We start from the raw sequence: 17,669 nt of genomic DNA, 5'->3' as shown, positions 1-17,669 counted from the left end.
CCGCACTTCCCCAAGCTCTCGACTTCGCTCGAGCTGGGGGAGACCCCACCGTTAGGAGCAACTGAAACCATGTCGGTTTCCGTAACCCTTCCGGCGCTCGGTGAGAGCGTCACCGAGGGCACCGTCACCCGCTGGCTGAAGGCCGAGGGCGAGCGCGTCGAGGCCGACGAGCCGTTGCTCGAGGTCTCGACCGACAAGGTCGACACCGAGATCCCCTCTCCCGTCGCGGGCATCCTCGCGTCCATCAAGGTCGCCGAGGACGAGACCGTCGAGGTCGGCGCCGAGCTGGCCGTCATCGACGACGGCAGCGGCGCCGAGGCCCCGGCCGCGGCCCCCGCCGCCGAGGCTCCCGCGGCTCCGGCCCAGGAGGCCCCGCAGGCTCCCGAGGCCGCTCCGTCCACCGAGGTCGAGACCCCGGCTCCCGCTCCGACGGCCGAAGCGGCCGCCGGCGGCGGTTCCGCCGAGGGCACGGACGTCGTGCTCCCCGCCCTGGGCGAGTCCGTCACCGAGGGCACCGTCACCCGCTGGCTGAAGCAGGTCGGCGAGTCGGTCGAGGCCGACGAGCCGCTGCTGGAGGTCTCGACCGACAAGGTCGACACCGAGATCCCGGCGCCGGTGTCCGGCACCCTGCTGGAGATCCTGGTCGCCGAGGACGAGAACGCCGAGGTCGGCGCGCGTCTGGCCGTCATCGGCGTGGCGGGCGCGGTTCCCGCGGCCGCTCCGGCCGCTCCGGCTCCGGCTCCCGCCGCCCCGGCTCCGGCTGCTCCGGCCCCGGCCGCCCCGGCTCCGGTCGCGGCGCAGGCTCCGGCCGCCGCTCCGGCGCCCCAGGCCGCTCCGGCCGCCCAGGCTCCGGCTCCCGCCGCCCCGGCCCCGGCCGCTCCGGCGCCCGTGGCCGCCGCTCCGGCTCCGGCCGCCGCGGCTCCGGCTCCGGTCGCCGCCGCCGCGCCGGTCACCCCCGCCCCCGCCGCGCCGGCCCCCGCCGGTGACGAGGGCGCGTACGTGACCCCGCTGGTGCGCAAGCTCGCCTCGGAGTCCGGCGTGGACCTGTCCACGGTCTCGGGCACCGGTGTCGGTGGCCGCATCCGCAAGCAGGACGTCCAGGCCGCCGCCGAGGCCGCCAAGGCCGCCGCCGCTCCGGCGCCGGCTGCCGCTCCCGCCGCGAAGGCCCCGGCCGCCGCGGTGTCCGAGCTGCGCGGCCAGACGGTCAAGATGACCCGCATGCGCAAGGTCATCGGCGACAACATGATGAAGGCGCTGCACTCGCAGGCGCAGCTCAGCTCCGTGGTCGAGGTGGACATCACCAAGATCATGAAGCTGCGCGGCCAGGCCAAGGACTCGTTCCTGGCCCGTGAGGGCGTCAAGCTCTCGCCGATGCCGTTCTTCGTCAAGGCCGCGGCCCAGGCGCTGAAGGCCCACGCGGTCGTCAACGCCCGGATCAACGAGGACGAGGGCACCATCACCTACTTCGACTCGGAGAACATCGGCATCGCCGTGGACTCCGAGAAGGGCCTGATGACCCCGGTCATCAAGGGTGCCGGTGACCTCAACCTGGCGGGCATCGCCAAGGCGACCGCCTCGCTGGCCGCCAAGGTCCGCGGCAACAAGATCACGCCGGACGAGCTGTCGGGCGCGACCTTCACCATCAGCAACACCGGCTCGCGCGGTGCGCTGTTCGACACGGTCATCGTGCCGCCGAACCAGGTCGCCATCCTGGGCATCGGTGCCACGGTCAAGCGCCCGGTGGTCATCGAGACCCCCGAGGGCACGAACATCGGCATCCGCGACATGACGTACCTGACCCTGTCCTACGACCACCGCCTGGTGGACGGCGCGGACGCGGCCCGGTACCTCTCGGCCGTCAAGGCGATCCTGGAAGCCGGCGAGTTCGAGGTCGAACTCGGCCTCTAGCAGTGCCGTTGCTGTAACGAGCCTCACCGTCGGCGCCCCCGTCCGGAATACTTCCGGGCGGGGGCGCCGCCGTATTGTCTAGGGGGTGTCTGATGGATCTCCGTGGGTAAGGAGTGGCGTCCGGTGCGTGCTCTCGGTGTGCCGGCCGGAAGCTCGCGTACTGGACGTACTTGGGCTTTCGGCCGGTGCGGCGAGAGCGCGTGCCGGGCGTCGCGACGCCACGGAGATCCATCAGACACGCCCTAGGCATCGGGCCGCCGCTCCCCCTTCACCGCCCGAGTCCGGTCCGCACGGCCCTGTACACCCATCAGGAGATGAAGACCCGATGATCACGCCACCCGTGGTGCACTCGCTGCGCGAGCAGATCCGCGAGCACATCGTGGAGGGCATCGTCAGCGGGCGCTGGAAGCCCGGCGAGCGCATCGTGGAGCGCCGGATCGCCGTCGAGCTGGAGGTCAGCCAGACGCCGGTCCGCGAGGCCCTGCGCGAGCTGGAGACCCTGCGGCTGATCGAGTCGGCGCCCAACAAGGGCGTGCGCGTGCGCAACCTCTCGGCGGCCGACCTGGAGGAGATCTACCCGGTCCGCGCGGGCCTGGAGCAGATCGCCGCGGAGCTGGCGGCGCCGCGCCTGGCGGCCGACTGCACGGCCCTGGAGCCGCACGTGGCGGCCCTGTGGGAGGCCGACCGCAGCGAGGACGGCACCGCGCAGGTGCGGCACACGGTGGGCTTCCACCGGGAGCTGGTGCGGGCCGCGGGGAACAGCGTGCTGCTGCACACCTGGGAGAGCCTGGGCATCGAGGTGTTCACGGCGCTGTCGATCCGCTGGCTGGGGACCGTGCAGAAGTCGTACGCGGAGGAGCACGCGGCGCTGGTGGAGGCCTTCCGCAACCAGGATCCGGAGATCGGTCTCCTGGTGAAGCGGCACGTCCTGGGGTGCGCTCCGCGCGCCTGAGTCAGGCCTTCCGCAGGCCCGCTCCCGCGCCCGGTTCGACCCGTTTTGCCCGGCACTGCGTGCCCTGAGCATTGGCACGCAGTGCCGACTTTTGCCCTGTGGCCATTTTTTCGCCACTTTCGTTTGATCGATCATCGATCAGCGCTTTACAGTCATCGCGGACCCCAACAGGGTCCGACGACCCTGTCCTGCCCGTCAGGGATTTCTCCACCACCTCTCCTTGTCCGGAAGGCGGCGCACACCGATGTCCGACCCCGTAGGAAAGCTTCCGAGCGAGCTCGACCAGCTCCCGGACCGCGACACCGAGGAGACCGCCGAATGGGCGGCCTCCCTCGACGCCGTCGCCCAGGCCGCCGGTACGCGCCGCGCCGAATACCTGCTCCGCCGCACCCTCCAGCACGCCGAGGCCGCCGGCCTCGCGCTGCCGAAGCTGCTGGAAACGGACTACGTCAACACCATCCCCACCGCCGCGGAGCCCGAGTTCCCCGGTGACGAGGCGATGGAAGCCCGGATCACCGCCTGGAACCGCTGGAACGCGGCGGCCATGGTCACCCGCGGCTCCAAGTACGGCGTCGGCGGCCACATCGCCACCTTCGCCTCCGCGGCCTGGCTCTACGAGACCGGCTTCCAGCACTTCTTCCGCGGGAAGGAGGCCGACGGATCGGGCGACCAGCTCTACATCCAGGGCCACGCCTCCCCCGGCATCTACGCCCGCGCCTTCCTCGACGGCCGGATCTCCGAGCAGCAGCTCGACCTCTTCCGCCAGGAGTCCGGCGGCAACGGCCTGCCGTCCTACCCGCACCCGCGGCGCCTGCCGTGGCTGTGGGAGTTCCCGACGGTCTCCATGGGCCTCGGCCCGCTCTCCGCGATCTACCAGGCGCGCTTCAACCGCTACCTGCAGAACCGGAGCATCAAGGACACCGCGAACTCGCACGTCTGGGCCTTCCTGGGCGACGGCGAGATGGACGAGCCCGAGTCGACCGCCGCCCTGGCCCTGGCCTCGCGCGAGCAGCTCGACAACCTGACCTTCGTCATCAACTGCAACCTGCAGCGCCTCGACGGTCCGGTCCGCGCCAACTTCCGCGTGGTGCAGGAGCTGGAAGCCCAGTTCCGCGGCGCCGGCTGGAACGTCATCAAGTCCCTGTGGGGCTCCGCCTGGGACGAGCTGTTCCAGCTCGACACCACGGGCGCCCTGGTGCGCCGCCTGCGCGAGGTGCCCGACGCGCAGTTCCAGACGTACGCGACGCGCGACGTGGCGTACATCCGGCAGCACTTCTTCGGCGCGAACGCCGAGCTGACGCAGCTCGCCGCGGTCCTCACCGACGCGAAGATCGCCGAGTGCTTCCACAGCTCCCGCGGCGGCCACGAGCCCCGCAAGGTCTACGCCGCGTACAAGGCCGCCCTGGAGCACAAGGGCGCGCCGACCGTCATCCTCGCGCAGACCGTCAAGGGCTACACGCTGGGCGCCGGGTTCGAGTCGAAGAACGCGAACCACCAGATGAAGAAGCTGACGGTCGACGAGTTCAAGGACATGCGCGACCTGCTCGGCCTCCCGATCCCGGACAGCGCCTTCGCCGACGGCCAGGTCCCGTACGGCCACCCGGGCGCGAACAGCCCCGAGGTGCAGTACCTGAACGAGCGCCGCGCGGCGCTCGGCGGCCCGGCCCCGGCCCGCAAGGTCAGGCACGTGGCCCTGCCCGCTCCGGCGGACCGTTCCTTCGCCCCGCTGCTCAAGGGCTCCGGCAAGCAGGAGATGGCCACCACCATGGCCTTCGTCCGGCTCGTCAAGGACCTGATGCGGGACAAGGAGACCGGCAAGCGCTGGGTGCCGATCGTCCCCGACGAGGCCCGCACCTTCGGCATGGAATCCCTCTTCCCGTCGGCCGGCATCTACTCGCCGCTGGGCCAGACGTACGAGCCGGTCGACCGCGACCAGCTCATGTACTACAAGGAAGCCAAGGACGGCCAGATCCTCAACGAGGGGATCACCGAGGCCGGCGCCATGGCCGACTTCATCGCCGCCTGTACGTCGTACGCGACGCACGGCGAGCCGATGATCCCCTTCTACATCTTCTACTCGATGTTCGGCTGGCAGCGCACCGCCGACCAGATGTGGCAGCTCGCCGACCAGCTCGGCAAGGGCTTCATCGTCGGCGCCACCGCCGGCCGCACCACGCTGACCGGTGAGGGCCTCCAGCACGCGGACGGCCACTCGCACCTGATCGCGTCCACGAACCCGGCGTCGCTGAACTACGACCCGGCCTTCGCGTACGAGATCGCGGTGATCGTCAAGGACGGTCTGCGCCGGATGTACGGCGAGAAGCCGGAAGACGTCTTCTACTACCTGACGGTCTACAACGAGCCGAAGGTGCAGCCCGCGATGCCCGAGGGCGTCGAGGAGGGCATCCTCAAGGGTCTGTACCGCTTCAACACCGCGGCCGACCTGGCGGAGGCGGCCCCGGCCGCCGACGCGCCCAAGATCCAGCTCATGGCCTCGGGCACGGCGATCCACTGGATCCTCGAGGCGCAGAAGCTGCTCGCCGCCGACTGGAACGTCTCCGCCGACGTCTGGTCCGCCACCTCGTGGGGCGAGCTGCGCCGCGAGGCGCTGGAGTGCGACGAGGCGCTGCTGCGCGGCGAGGTGCGCACCCCGTACGTGACCCGCGCGCTGGAAGGCGCCCAGGGCCCGGTGCTGGCCGTCTCCGACTGGATGCGCCAGGTCCCGGACCAGATCAGCCAGTGGGTCGAGCAGGACTACACCTCGCTGGGCACGGACGGCTTCGGCCTCTCCGACACCCGCGAGGGTGCGCGCCGCCACTTCGGGGTCGATGCCCAGTCGATCGTGGTCGCGTCGCTGGCCCAGCTGGCCCGCCGCGGCGAGGTCCCGGCCTCGTCCGTCAAGGAGGCCCGCGAGCGCTACGGCCTCTGAGCCGTACCGCACGAGCCGCACGCGCGCTGAGCCATAAGGCCGGTGTCCGGCCCCGGAAGGGGCGGACACCGGCCTTTCGCCGTACGCGCGGTGGCGGGTGGGGGGCGCAGCCGTGATGCTGGAGCCGTGATGGACGAGACGGAGTTCTGGGAGATTGTCGACAGCACCCGCGCGGCCGCCGGAGGCGACCCCGAGGAACACGCCGACCTGCTGGTCGAGCGGCTGGTGCGCCTCGACCCGGATTCCGTCCTGGACTTCGCCCGGCACTTCGAGGCCCGGTACAACCGCGCCTACACCTGGGAACTGTGGGGCGCGGCCGCGATCCTGCTGAACGGGGCGAGCGACGACGCCTTCGACTACTTCCGCTGCTGGCTGATCGGCCAGGGCCGGGAGGTCTTCGAGGGCGCCGTGCACGATCCGGACCACCTCGCCGAGCTGCTGGACGAGTTCGACGAGGAGATCGACGGGGACGGCGAGGAGCTGGGGTACGCGGCGGACGAGGCGTACGAGCAGCTGACCGGCGCGGAGCCGCCGGACCTGGGCGTCCCGCAGCAGGCCGCGGAGCCGGAGGGCACCGTGCTCGACCTGGAGGACGAGGCCGCGCTGGCGGAGCACTTCCCCCGGCTGTGGGACCGCTTCGGCGACTGATCCGCCGCGGGGCGCCCTGTGGCAGGGCGCTGTTCAGTAGTGCTGTCAGTAGTGCGTGCCGCCGTCGATGCGGATCTCCGTACCGGTGATGAAGGCGCCGTCCTCGGAGCCGAGCATCGCGACGACGCCCGCGACGGTCTGCGGCCCGGCGAAGCCCTGGCCGAGGGCCGGGGCGAGCTTCGTGAACAGGCTCCAGTCGGTGTCCTCGGGCAGGCCCGGGCCGTTGCCGGTGGTCATCCCGCTCTCGATGGAGCCCGGGGCGACGGCGACGAAGCGCACGCCCTGCTTGCTGTACTCGGCGGCGAGGGCGTGGGTCATCGACTGGATGCCGCCCTTGCTCGCCGCGTAGGCGGCCATGTAGGGGTGGGCGAAGGACGCCGAGGTGGAGCTGAAGTTGACGACGACCGGCTGGTCGCCCTCGATCAGCGCCGGGATGGCCTCGCGGATCATCAGGAAGGTGCCGGTCAGGTTGACCGTGATGACCTTGTTCCAGAAGTCCAGCGTGGTCTGGTGGGTGTGCGCGGAGCGCAGGATCCCGGCGGCGTTGACGAGTACGTCGAGCCCCCCGAGTTCCGCGACGGCCGCGGCCACGCCCGCCCGTACGGCGGCTTCGTCGGATATGTCGAGGACGGCGGTGGTGAGCGCCGCCGCGTGTCCGTCGGCCGCGGCCTGCTCGGCGGTGGCCTTCAGACCGGCTTCGCTGACGTCCACGGTGTGGACGCGGCCGCCCTCCGAGAGGATGCGGTGGACAGTGGCCCGGCCGATGCCGGAGCCACCGCCGGTGATGAGGACGCGACGTCCTGCGTAACGGTTCATGGGTGCGAGCGTACGACCCCATGACACGTTTTGCCAGAGCGACAATGAATGCACTCCCTCTCCGCGCCCAGGGGTAGGCTTCAGGGGTGAGATCCCCACGCCCCTACGCGCCCCAGCCCGGCCCCGGAGCGCGGTCGCTGACCGAACGGCGCAAGGCGGCCACCCAGCTGGACATCGCCCGCGCCGCCTGCGAACTCTTCGCCGAACACGGTCCCGACGGGACCACCGCCGAGGACATCGCGCACCGGGCAGGCGTGGCGCTGCGCACGTTCTACCGCTACTTCCGCAACAAGCAGGAGGCCGTGGCGCCGCTGCTGGCGGGCGGCGGCGACGCGTGGCGGGCCCTGCTCGCCGAGGAGCGGCCCGGCACCCCCCTGGCCGAGGCCCTGGAACGCGCCGTCACCCGCTCCCTCACCGACCTGCTCGCCGTCGGCGAGGGCCTGGCCGTGACCCGGGGCCTGCTGCGCGCCGCGGCGCACGACCCGGCCCTGCGGGCCGTCTGGTACCGGGTCAACCAGGAGTCGGAGGAACAGCTCGTCCCCCTGCTGGCCCGCCTGGCCGGCCCGCAAGCGGACGCCCTGTCGGTCCGCCTCCTCGCCGCGGCGGCCACCGACGCGATCCGCATCGCCCTGGAGGTCTGGTCCACGACGGACGCCCCCACGACGGGCCCCACCTCCCCCGCCGCCCTGGCCCTCCAGTGCCTCCACGACCTCACGAGCGGCATGCCACTGCTCCGCTGACGACCTCGCCGCCCCCGCCGGACATCGACCGGGGCGGCCGTCCGAACCCGTGTGGATCAGCAATCGATGACCAGCTGGAAACTCCCTCCCGGAAGCCGATGCCCGGCGGCCCATCGCGCACCGGCTTCTATGTCGCTCAGGTGTACGGGCACCTCCTCGATGCCGAGGCTGCGCAATAGGTCGGCGGTGGGTACCCGGAACTTGCGGCCCACCCGTACGACGGCACACGGGAATCCGCCGCCATGTACCAGCTTGTACGCCGTCCCCATGCACAGGCCGAAGGCCCGGGCCGCAGTGCGCAGGTCGACCGACAGCGGCAGACCGAACGCCTCGGCGAAGGTGAGCGAGGGCTCCGCGCGCCCGTTCATCGGCCGTCCCGGCCGTCACACAAGGCCAAGGACCCTACGCGGCGGCCGCGACGCGAGCGCCGGGCCCGGAACACCACGTCTTCCAAGCCCAGCCGCTCCGCCAACACCCCGAGCCGCTCCCCCTCCAGACGCGCGGCGGATCCGGTGAAACGGACGGTCGCCGAGAGCCCTGCGGTGGTTGGTTCCGACGAAACCTCCAGGGCCCAAGAGGGATCGGAGTCCGCGGAGTTCCCCTCACGGAGTGGATCCCACGATGCGTGCTGTTCCGTCACCTCCGCCACGGCTACCTCCTGGCGGCCCGTCCGGGCGTAGGTCCACGCCCGCCCGTGGACCGCCCGGAGCACTCGGGTACCCACGTCAGGAGCGTCCGGGTCACACGACCGGATCTCTTCGATCAGCGCGAGCAGCAGTTCGGCCTCCACGTCCTTGCGCTCGGCGCCCATGCGCGATGCTGCGCGGTAGCTCGTGCGCCGCAGTCCCGGCGAGGCGAGCCACACCGCGTACATGCGCCAGTCCTCCTCTTCGCTGCACTCGTCGCGCGCGTTGCGGACCACCAATTGCCAGAGAGCAGCACGTAGTGCGACATCACACTGCGGCCCGTAGACCACGTCACGACCTTCCGACGCCGCTACGGGGATGGTCCGCGTCCCCATCGGCACGAGGAACTCGGTCCGCCCGAAGAACGCCGAGCCCCGGACGTGCTCTTCGATCGCTTCATGGATGCCATTCCAACGGATGAGCGCCACGGTGTGCTCCTCAGCTCGCAGATGCGGGAAACATGCTGGTAGAGGGGTCGGGCATCCATCTGGGAGATGCACACCCGACCCCCTCGATCAGGTCCGGCTGGGCGGCTGATCAGCCGCGTTCGTGCGCTCCTGCGTCACCTCCTGGGCCGGCGGCGTCGCAGGCGACACGACGCGGGGAGAGCCGTCCGAGCGGCCCAGTCCGAAGCGGCCACGACTTTTCCTCTTGCGCTTGAGCACGGGTATCCCTCTCTCTTCAATACAACGGAACGAACGGTCGTACGAATATTCAGGAGAGGTGGAATTGCCGACGAACAACGTTCGAAGGTCACCGCCCCCCTCGGACGAAATCGATGTTCGCAGCACCCAAGGGCCGCCCCAGTGGCACAGCGCCAGGCGGGCGCCAGGTGAGCGCCAGCCACAGGGTCCAATAACCGCCATAACTGAAATCCAGGCATGAAGGACGGCCTCAAGTGCCAGGATCCAGACGGTGCTTGACCGATCCGCCGCAGTGACGGCGTGTGCACATTTGAAGGAACACCCATGACATTTGCGGTACTCGGGCCGTCCGATGCCTTTTTCGCAGCGTGTCCCGCCCTCCGTGGACACCAGACGAAGACACGACTCCTCACGGCCCTCCTGATCTCACCGGGGTTCCGGGCGTCGGCCGACCACCTACGGGCGACAGTCTGGGGCGATCCCGCCGTGAAGGGCTCGACGGTTCGTCAGTGCTTCACGGAGCTCCGCAGGGCCGTTCCCTGCACCCCAATGGACTTCTCACGGGATGGCTCGTACGCACTGGACCTCGCGAGTAAAGACGTTGACCTCGCGCACTTCCGCGATGTCCGTGACCGAGCCCTGGCTCAGGGGCCTACCGAACGGGTACGGGCGCTCCGCGAGGTGCTGCCCCTGCACCATGGCGTCGGCCCCCTCCAGCACTGCCGGTCGGCGCATTTCGAAACGGAGCGTTCCCAGCTGGCCGGGGAAGCACGCCGGGCATGGCTGGAATGCCTGAAGGCAGAACTGACGCTCGGCAACGTGGGAGCTGTGCTTGAGGACACGGAGCGGCTGGCCACACGCTGGCCGGGCGACCAGGACCTCTTGGAGTTCCGAGTGCAGGCCCTCCTCCGGTGCCACGGCACCTGGACCGCCAAACGGGAGGTCGAGGAATGGGCGCCCCGTTGGGGCCCGCTGAGCGCTGCGGTACAGGCACGTATCGAGTCGTGGATCACGTCCCACCCGAAGGGGCGCCGCATGGACGGATACGGCGTCCTCCCCCGGGTACCGCGGCAGCTTCCCGGTGGCCGCCGGACGCTGGCCGGACGTTCCGGCGAACGCGCGCAGATCAAGCGGGCGCTCGTCGGCGGCGCGAGGCACCGTTGGCGGGTCCTGGTGCTCTGCGGCCTTCCCGGAGTGGGGAAGACCGCTCTCCTCCTGGCGTGCGTCCCCCATTTCCAGGACCGTTCGTTTCCTGACGGAACGCTCTACGCGGACCTGCACGGCTACACCGCAGGACACGCCGACCGGGCGGACCCCGCGGAGGTCCTGTCCGGATTTCTGCATTCCCTCGGCGAACCCGTTCCAGCCTCACTGAGTGACAAGGTCTCCTCCTACCGGTCCGTCCTGGCGAGGCGCTCGGTGCTCGTCGTCCTCGACAACGCACGGGACATGGAACAACTCCAGCCCCTGCTGCCCGGGCCGGGTACCAGCGCCGCCATCGTGACCAGTCGCAACGCCCTCCGTGGGCTGTGCGACAACGAGGAGGCACTCAGCATGCGCATCAATCCCCTCGACAGCACGGACGCCGCCACCCTGCTCCGGAATGCGGTAAGGGCGGAGCACAGGGCCGGCAATCCGGCATGGATCGAGCAACTCGTCAGCGAACTGGTCGAAGTGTGTGAGGGACTTCCGCTGGCCCTCACCATCCTCGCGAGCCGCATCCGGCACCGCCCCACGTCCGATCTCCGGCATCTCGTGGCAGAGATCCGTGGCCACCACGCCCGGCTCGACGCGCTCGACGCGTTGGACAAGGGCCAGATCGGCGTGCGGGTCGCGTTCGACTGCTCCTACCGGGAGCTTTCAGCCCCGGCCGCCCTCCTGCTGCAACAGCTCGCCGTACACCCGGGGCCGTCCATCAGCTGGGAGGCGCTCGTCTCCCTCGGCCCGGCGTCCGGCATCTCCGCCCCCGGCCAGGCAGCGGACGAACTGGACTCGGCCAGCCTCCTGGGTCGGACTGACGAACGGCACACGCTGCACGGCCTCATCCGTGAGTACGCCCGGGAACACGCCTCGGGTCTCAGCGAGGAAGTGCGCTCCCGCACCGTGCAGGTCATCTGTGCTCACACGCTCCAGCAAGTGTGGAGGTGCGACCGGACCCTCGTTGAGGGCCGTGACCTACCGGTTTCACACCAACCCGAACTCAAGGTCTACGAGCCGCAGAGCGAACTGGAGGCGATGGAATACCTCGACCAGGAGTACCCGACCGCCTGCGCCGTGCTCGGACTGGCCCGTGAGTGGGGCGACACACGTACCGTTTGGCTGCTGTCCATGGCGCTGGTCACCTACCAGTGGCGACGCCACCGCTACGCCGAGGCCGCCGGGAACTTGGTGAGCGTACTCGCCACGTCCCATGACATCACCAGCTCCAGCGAGCGCGCAATGATCCACCGGATGGTAGCCGGGTCCTACCTGAACATGGACAAGCTGGACGCCGCGGCCGGCCAGCTGCGGAGCGCAATCGCCTTGACGGAGCATCTGGCACCGGAGAAGGACAGGACGAGCCTGGCCCTGTCGTTGAACATGCTCGCGGGGGTTCGGCGAAAGCAGGGAATGGCCGACGAAGCGCGCCGGCACTTCCTCCACGCTCTCACCGTCTTCCAGGAGTTGGACGACCGCCTCGGCGCCGGGAACGCTCTGAACGGCATCGCCCGTCTGGAACTGGACCGGCAGGAAACCAGGGAAGCCCTTCAGCACGCGGACGCGGCCCGGGCGACGTTCGCGCTGACGTCGGACCTCAGCAGCCAGGCCAACGTGTTCGTCACCCTCGGCGACATCCATGCGAGCGACGGATCCCTCCAGCAGGCCGCCGCAAGCTACACGTCCGCAGCTGAGTTGTACCGGCGCCTGGACTACTGGGCACGGGAAGCCCAGGCACGGCGGCTCTTGGCCAAGGTCCAATTGCAGGAGGGCGCACGCGCCGAGGTGCGTACGTCCCTGCGCCGAGCCCGCGAGCTGGACGCGCGGGTCCGTGAGAACGACCCGACTCAGCGGTACCGGCCGGTCAGCCGGTAGTACGCCGTCGGATCGGGCTTCAACGCCCGTCCCGGAGCCTGACTTCCGGGGACCGGAACCAGCGGAGCCAGGGAGCGAAACACCTCTTGGGCCGATGCGGGCCGGTCCCCTGGCGCCCAGGCCACCATGGCGAGCACCAGGTCCTTGAGCTCGGACGGCAACGCGGCCAACCGGTCGGCGGGGAGCACTGGCGCCCCTTCCTGCGGACGGCTGCTGGCGGTCGAGCCGTAGGGAAGGGTCAGGACCGTCATGTGCAGGAGGAGACAACCCAGCGCGAAGATGTCGAAGGCGGGTGTCACCACCGCCCTGGGGTCGAACTGCTCGGGCGCCATCCATCCGCCCGTGCCCCCCGTGCGCTCCGGCACGCACCCGGCACGCGCGGCCCACCCCAGATCGAGGAGGTGAACCCGCCCCGACTCCCCGACGATCATGACGTTCGTCGGCTTGATGTCTCGGTGCACCAGTTTCTCGCCGTGCACCCGTCCGAGAATCCGACAGAGTTGGGCGACGACGGCGGCGGCAGTGGGCACTTTCACCGGACGGCACTGCGCGAGGGCCTCGGCGAGAGTGGGCCCTTCCAAATACTCCATGACGATGCAATAGCGACTCCCGTGCGACCCCTTCCAAAAGACCTCGGGAATGCCATCGCCCGCCAACAGGCCACTTCGCTTCCCTTCCCTCTCCATGTCCTCCCCGTTGTCCTTGTACTCGGAGGAGTCCTCGAACAGTCGCGGGAGCTGGACCTTTACAGCCACGTCCCGCCCGGTCGTCAATTCGACAGCCCGGTACACCTCCCCCTGACCGCTACCGCCCTCCCCGACCTGCTCGAGCACCTTGAACCGATCTCCGATGACAACACCGCGCATGCACACCATCCCCGAGGAGGGCTACCTTTGCCCGTTGACGACTCCGTAGCCACCGGCCGGTCGCAGGAAGTCGCACAGTCCGCTTTGGAAGTTCTGGCACTGCTCGCCAGAGCCCTGATCATCCTTTCCAGGTCGCACCCACGACACGCTTTCGTACTTCCGTACCCGTCCATGGCGCAGTCGGCCCTGGACCAGATCGTGCTCCGGTGCGTCGTCCGGCAGACCGATCCGCCGGAAAGCCTTCCCGCCCTCATCAACTGGTGTCGACGCCGGACGATCGGAGAACTGCCCGTCGACGTACCGGCCCACGTGGTGACGCCGGATGCCCGGCTGCTGTCTCCACGGGCCGCGCACCCGACCCGTACCTGCGTCGAGCTCGCGTCGTACGGACCGCACGGCTTGGTCGAACAAGAGGCGGTGCGGCTACTGACCCGGCTGGCCGATGGCTGTCCTTCGGCGGTCCTCTTCCGCGAATGCCGGACCTTCCTCCGCCACCATCCAGTCGTCCTCCGCCCCCAGGACCAGGACGTGCGCGTGTGGGAACACGTCCACCACGTGTACGCCAGGGCCGGGTCGGGGCTGCTGGTGTGCAGCGGCTGCGGGCTGCCTGCCACCCGGACTCTCTGCGAACGCGAGGAATGCGGCAGGGAAACCCCACCGCCGAGGGTGCGGGCGATGCCGGAAGGCACGTTGTTGCTCGATCCGGCACTGCGTGCCTTCCTGTGTCTTCCCGCTCCTACCGAGCGCACTGTCCTAGAGACGCTGACGGAGCGGGGGATCGAAGTGGAATTGCACGATCTCGGCCGAAGCCTCTTCCGCCTGCCGTCCCCACCCAATGTAGAGCCGCGGCTTCTAGGGGTTTACGACCGCCGGCATCCCGCTCTGCTGGCAGCTCGGGTGTCCGAGTTCCTGTCGGGCACCGAGGCGACACTGACCGTGGCCGTGCCCGACCACCACTTCCGACGCCGCGGCTTCCGCGCGGCGTTCGAGACCTGCCTGGATGTGACTGCAAGCCCGAGAGTCGTACTCACCAGCCCCGAGGATCTCGGCGGCACGCCCGTTTCATCGACACGCACCCCAGCATTGAAGGAGGCAGATGCGTGACATCACGCCGGTAATCAGGCTGATCGTGGAGGAACTCATCGCACACCCAGGACACGATCTCGACCGGACGCAGCTGGAGGAGTTGTGCCTGCTGGAGACCGGTCTGCTGTTCCTCGAAACCACATTGCCCGGTACCCCCGTGCTAGCGGGCTGGACTGCCTTCAGCGGTTACCCGTTCACCCGGGCCTGGGCCACGCCGCCGCTCGACGCCTCCACCGGTGCCGCATTTATGACGGCACGTCGTACCCTCTGGCCATTTCAACGGCGGACCACATGGAGCGACGCGTTGACCGCATACCGTACGGTGCCCGCTGAACTGCGTGGATACGACATCAGCAATACGCAGCACCCTGCCGAAAGGCGGCGGCCTCCAACAGCCGTCGATCGATGGCAGACGTACCAGCGCCTGCTCGAACAGGCTCCTCCGTTCAGGACACGTGACCTACGCCCGGCCGGCCCGGGACTTCACGCTTTCCCGGCCGGCCGCACGACCGCGCACGTCGAACTCCCGATGGTCGACCTACGGCCACCTCGCGGACACGACCTGAATGCGACACGTCGTGGCGACTCGCCGGTCCGCTTCTCATACAAGGAACTACGTGCCACCGCGGCCGAGATGGACGCCCGGCACCCCGCCGCCTGGGTGGATCGGCTCGATGCGATCCACTGGTCGGAGCGCACCGAGTTCGGCTTCTCCGGGACGGGAGAATTCGCCGTCGACGGTATACAACACCTCGCAAGCCGCGAACGCGGGATGCTGCACACTCTCCGGGATGTCATTGCCGTGCACATGGTCCGGCAGCGACGTGGTCGCGTCACTGTGATCGTCGGAGAGGAGACCGACGCGCTGCATCTCGTACGGCTCTACAACGCCCATGCCCGAGGAGCGGCAGCACCGGTGCTCGCCCTCCCGGGCCGACCGTGGCACATCGAACGGGCACACAGGGAACAGTCCCGCCGGTACGGGCGGAGCCTCCTGTGCACCGACGAGACCGCCTTCGACTACCTCAGCACCGCCTGCGCGCTGAACGAGCTCCGCACCGAGCCCGGCACGAACACGCCTCTGTCCTTCGGGGATGCTCCGTGCCACGGGCTTCGTCCGGTGTCCGCCGCAGCGGGGCCAGAGGGCGAGCGCACCTGCCCCATGGTGTCGGCTTGCCCCCGTCATCGAGGGGATCAAGAGCTGGTCGACGCGAGCATCTGGGTCGCCACGTTGCCTGGCCTCCTCGAAGTGTCACCCCACCCGGCACAGAACCCCGAGGAGGTCCGGCTGCTGGAGCTGGCATGCCGGCGCAGCGACCTCGTTCTCGTCGACCATGCCGACCGCGTGCAGCAGGCACTGGATCGAGCTTTCGCACCCGCACGCTCATTGGTGGGCGGTCGGCGCGAGTTCCTTGAGGAACTCCACGAACGCAGGCGCCGCACCTCCCGAAGCGGGCGACGCGCGGAAACCTCCGACAGGAGTGCGGATACGTGGGCCGGTGCGCTGGACACCAGCCGGATCACGGCGCGGAAAGTTCACGATCTTCTGGAAGAGCGGTGCACCTCAGGGGCGGATTTCGATCTCAACAGCTTCAGCGCGCAGAGCATCCAGCGGGCAATCGTCGAGGACTCCCACCGCCGACCCGGTGGCGCTCCGGCAGACACGACGCTGGCAGAGCAACTCGATGAGTTCCGCACGGATCCGTTCGGGGAGCGGCGGCCACCGGCGTCAGACCGTCCGCATGCGGAACTGACCGCTCTGCTGCATGACCTTCTTACAACAGGAGACCCCAGGAACACCCACGCGCGACTGACGTGGTTCACAGAACGGCTCTTAACCCCCCGCCTGAGCGAAGAGCACCGGTCAGCACGGGAGCTGGATGCGCTCGTGACCCGCTTCGAGCTGTTTCTCCTCCTGTCCGCGCTGGAATCGCGCCTCGGCCTGCTCCTGGACACGTGGCACCGCGCGAACCCCGTCGTCCGAGCGGGATTCAACCCGCTCGCCACCATTCCAGCCGACTTCCTGCCCTTGGTTCCTGAACCTCCCATGGGCGAAGTACTCGGGTTCCGTTTCGCTGTGCGCAAGTCGGGGACGGGGGAGCTCAGCTTCTTCCGCTGCCACGGTGTGGGCAGGGAACTCCTGACCGGCCTGCACACCTTGCCGGTGGCGGACGGGCTGCCCCAGGCCAATGTCCTGCTGATGTCAGGCACGGGGTGGGCCGGCGCCGCCACCAGAGCCCACCTGGCAGTACCCGTCGGAGTGTTGGTGGAATCGAGAGGTCCCGCTTCCCTTGGTGTGATGAGGCACGAGCCGGAACTCGCCGGATCGGAAGCCCTACGACTGTCCGAGATTCCATCGGACGAACGGACCGTCGCCCTCAGGCGGGCCATCGCCGTCCTGGGGGCGAGCGAAGCGGAAGGCGCCGATACGGGTGGCCCGCTGGAACGGCAGCTGATGCTCCTCCCTGACGGACGAGATCACTTGCTGATGACCGTGGGCAGCTACGACGAAGCCCAGATCGTGGCCGACGCGCTGCACAACATGGGCGAACGGTGGCATGGCCGGGTCATGAGGCTCGCTCGAGACGACACGGCCGCTTCCTTGCCCTCCGACACTCCCGACGACGGCGCACGCGTCCTTGCACGCAGCGACCTCGGTGACTTCCCCACCCGGAACGCCGATGTACTGGTCGTGCCGCTGAGTGCCCTTGATCCGCGACACCGGGTGCTCAACCTTCGCGGAATCGGTGCGTTCGGCTGCGTGTATTTCCTCAGTTGTCCCGGCCACTTTCCCCAGGATCCCGAGACCGCAGTGAGCGCCTTGAACAGTTGGATCACCCGCGCCACCAGAAATGGGGACTGCACCAACTGGCTACGCTCCGGGGCCGGACTCGATGAAGCGGGACTGGCCCTGCGCCGGCGCGCCGACAGGGAATGGACGCGACTGCTGAACCGCGGCGAAACCTGGAGAGAACTGGGCGACGACCGGAGCGCCGTCACCTGGGATCTGATCGCGACCATGGCTCAGGTCATGGGACTGGCCCAGGACGGCGGCGAGACCATCCACGTGGTCATGGTCGATTCCGCCTTCGGCTCCGGCAGGCACCTGACCCCTGAGCAGCCGGACACAGCGCGTTCCAGTCGGCTGCAGAGCATGTTCGATGCCCTCAGCCCCTACTTCGATTCCACCTGCACGGTGGATCCGCATGACCGCCGCATCGCGCAGGCCCTCTACGAGCCGCTGTGGAACATGCTCAGCGACTACCTGTCGGGCCGCGCGGACAAACGGCCGCCAAAGAGCCGGCCCTCAGAGCAGTAAGGG

At 69.4% G+C, this 17,669-nt stretch carries 12 protein-coding genes; 8 read left to right on the top strand and 4 right to left on the bottom strand.

All coding sequences use genetic code 11. The annotated features are described in order from the left end of the window. The first annotated feature begins 69 nt into the window (after positions 1 to 69). The 4 genes from sucB to ABZY31_RS14965 all read left to right on the top strand — a co-directional run bounded on the left by sucB (position 70) and on the right by ABZY31_RS14965 (position 6,437). Positions 70 to 1,908: a 2-oxoglutarate dehydrogenase, E2 component, dihydrolipoamide succinyltransferase gene (gene sucB, locus ABZY31_RS14980; protein WP_356409609.1), complete on the top strand. Its 1,839-nt coding sequence runs from the start codon at positions 70 to 72 to the stop codon at positions 1,906 to 1,908. Positions 1,909 to 2,236: 328 nt separating this feature from the next. Then, positions 2,237 to 2,860 carry a GntR family transcriptional regulator gene (locus tag ABZY31_RS14975; protein WP_356409776.1) on the top strand — a complete coding sequence of 208 codons (624 nt, stop codon included), beginning with the start codon at positions 2,237 to 2,239 and terminating at the stop codon, positions 2,858 to 2,860. Between the two features lie 244 nt (positions 2,861 to 3,104). Further along, positions 3,105 to 5,789, top strand: coding sequence for a pyruvate dehydrogenase (acetyl-transferring), homodimeric type (aceE, locus tag ABZY31_RS14970; protein WP_356409606.1), 2,685 nt, complete (start codon positions 3,105 to 3,107; stop codon positions 5,787 to 5,789). A 129-nt stretch (positions 5,790 to 5,918) separates the two neighbouring features. Further along, entirely contained in the window at positions 5,919 to 6,437 is a 519-nt protein-coding gene (locus tag ABZY31_RS14965) for a DUF4240 domain-containing protein (protein WP_356409603.1), read from the top strand. Positions 6,438 to 6,482: 45 nt separating this feature from the next. Here ABZY31_RS14965 and ABZY31_RS14960 read toward each other — a convergent pair whose 3' ends face one another. Continuing rightward, on the bottom strand, positions 6,483 to 7,253 hold the full coding sequence (locus ABZY31_RS14960; protein ID WP_356409601.1) for an SDR family oxidoreductase: 771 nt from the start codon (positions 7,251 to 7,253) through the stop codon (positions 6,483 to 6,485). An 86-nt stretch (positions 7,254 to 7,339) separates the two neighbouring features. On the opposite strand from ABZY31_RS14960, the gene ABZY31_RS14955 reads away from it, so the two are divergent. After that, positions 7,340 to 7,993, top strand: coding sequence for a TetR family transcriptional regulator (locus ABZY31_RS14955; RefSeq protein ID WP_356409598.1), 654 nt, complete (start codon positions 7,340 to 7,342; stop codon positions 7,991 to 7,993). A 56-nt stretch (positions 7,994 to 8,049) separates the two neighbouring features. Here the strand turns inward: ABZY31_RS14955 and ABZY31_RS14950 are convergent, their stop codons facing one another. Both ABZY31_RS14950 and ABZY31_RS14945 read right to left on the bottom strand, forming a co-directional pair. Further along, entirely contained in the window at positions 8,050 to 8,361 is a 312-nt protein-coding gene (locus tag ABZY31_RS14950; RefSeq protein WP_356409595.1) for a helix-turn-helix domain-containing protein, read from the bottom strand. Next, positions 8,358 to 9,107 carry a hypothetical protein gene (locus tag ABZY31_RS14945; protein ID WP_356409592.1) on the bottom strand — a complete coding sequence of 250 codons (750 nt, stop codon included), beginning with the start codon at positions 9,105 to 9,107 and terminating at the stop codon, positions 8,358 to 8,360. The genes ABZY31_RS14950 and ABZY31_RS14945 overlap by 4 nt, the downstream gene beginning before the upstream one ends. Positions 9,108 to 9,872: 765 nt before the next feature. On the opposite strand from ABZY31_RS14945, the gene ABZY31_RS14940 reads away from it, so the two are divergent. Next, on the top strand, positions 9,873 to 12,395 hold the full coding sequence (locus ABZY31_RS14940) for a tetratricopeptide repeat protein (protein WP_356409589.1): 2,523 nt from the start codon (positions 9,873 to 9,875) through the stop codon (positions 12,393 to 12,395). Here ABZY31_RS14940 and ABZY31_RS14935 read toward each other — a convergent pair. Beyond that, positions 12,368 to 13,261: a serine/threonine-protein kinase gene (locus tag ABZY31_RS14935; RefSeq protein WP_356409586.1), complete on the bottom strand. Its 894-nt coding sequence runs from the start codon at positions 13,259 to 13,261 to the stop codon at positions 12,368 to 12,370. The two genes, ABZY31_RS14940 and ABZY31_RS14935, sit on opposite strands and share 28 nt — an antisense overlap. A 27-nt stretch (positions 13,262 to 13,288) precedes the next feature. Between ABZY31_RS14935 and ABZY31_RS14930 the strand changes: the two genes are divergently transcribed. Both ABZY31_RS14930 and ABZY31_RS14925 read left to right on the top strand, forming a co-directional pair. Continuing rightward, positions 13,289 to 14,365 (top strand): hypothetical protein, encoded by a 1,077-nt coding sequence (locus ABZY31_RS14930; RefSeq protein ID WP_356409583.1) that lies wholly within the window; start codon positions 13,289 to 13,291, stop codon positions 14,363 to 14,365. After that, the gene (locus tag ABZY31_RS14925) at positions 14,358 to 17,666 is read left to right on the top strand and encodes a hypothetical protein (RefSeq protein ID WP_356409580.1); all 3,309 of its coding nucleotides are present in this window, start codon (positions 14,358 to 14,360) and stop codon (positions 17,664 to 17,666) included. Before ABZY31_RS14930 ends, ABZY31_RS14925 begins: the two co-directional genes overlap by 8 nt. Positions 17,667 to 17,669 lie beyond the last annotated feature (3 nt).

It is taken from the genome of Streptomyces sp. NPDC006529 (assembly GCF_040611795.1).
Classification (GTDB): domain Bacteria; phylum Actinomycetota; class Actinomycetes; order Streptomycetales; family Streptomycetaceae; genus Streptomyces.
The sequence above is the reverse complement of the archived record's forward strand: the minus strand, read 5'-3'. Positions and strand labels throughout refer to the sequence as shown.

Bases quoted from the DNA above. Each gene is read 5' to 3' on its own strand.
- sucB (WP_356409609.1), top strand. From the start codon at position 70: ATGTCGGTTTCCGTAACCCTTCCGGCGCTCGGTGAGAGCGTCACCGAG.
- aceE (WP_356409606.1), top strand. From the start codon at position 3,105: ATGTCCGACCCCGTAGGAAAGCTTCCGAGCGAGCTCGACCAGCTCCCG.
- ABZY31_RS14965 (WP_356409603.1), top strand. From the start codon at position 5,919: ATGGACGAGACGGAGTTCTGGGAGATTGTCGACAGCACCCGCGCGGCC.
- ABZY31_RS14960 (WP_356409601.1), bottom strand. From the start codon at position 7,253: ATGAACCGTTACGCAGGACGTCGCGTCCTCATCACCGGCGGTGGCTCC.
- ABZY31_RS14950 (WP_356409595.1), bottom strand. From the start codon at position 8,361: ATGAACGGGCGCGCGGAGCCCTCGCTCACCTTCGCCGAGGCGTTCGGT.
- ABZY31_RS14940 (WP_356409589.1), top strand. From the start codon at position 9,873: ATGGACTTCTCACGGGATGGCTCGTACGCACTGGACCTCGCGAGTAAA.
- ABZY31_RS14935 (WP_356409586.1), bottom strand. From the start codon at position 13,261: ATGCGCGGTGTTGTCATCGGAGATCGGTTCAAGGTGCTCGAGCAGGTC.
- ABZY31_RS14925 (WP_356409580.1), top strand. From the start codon at position 14,358: ATGCGTGACATCACGCCGGTAATCAGGCTGATCGTGGAGGAACTCATC.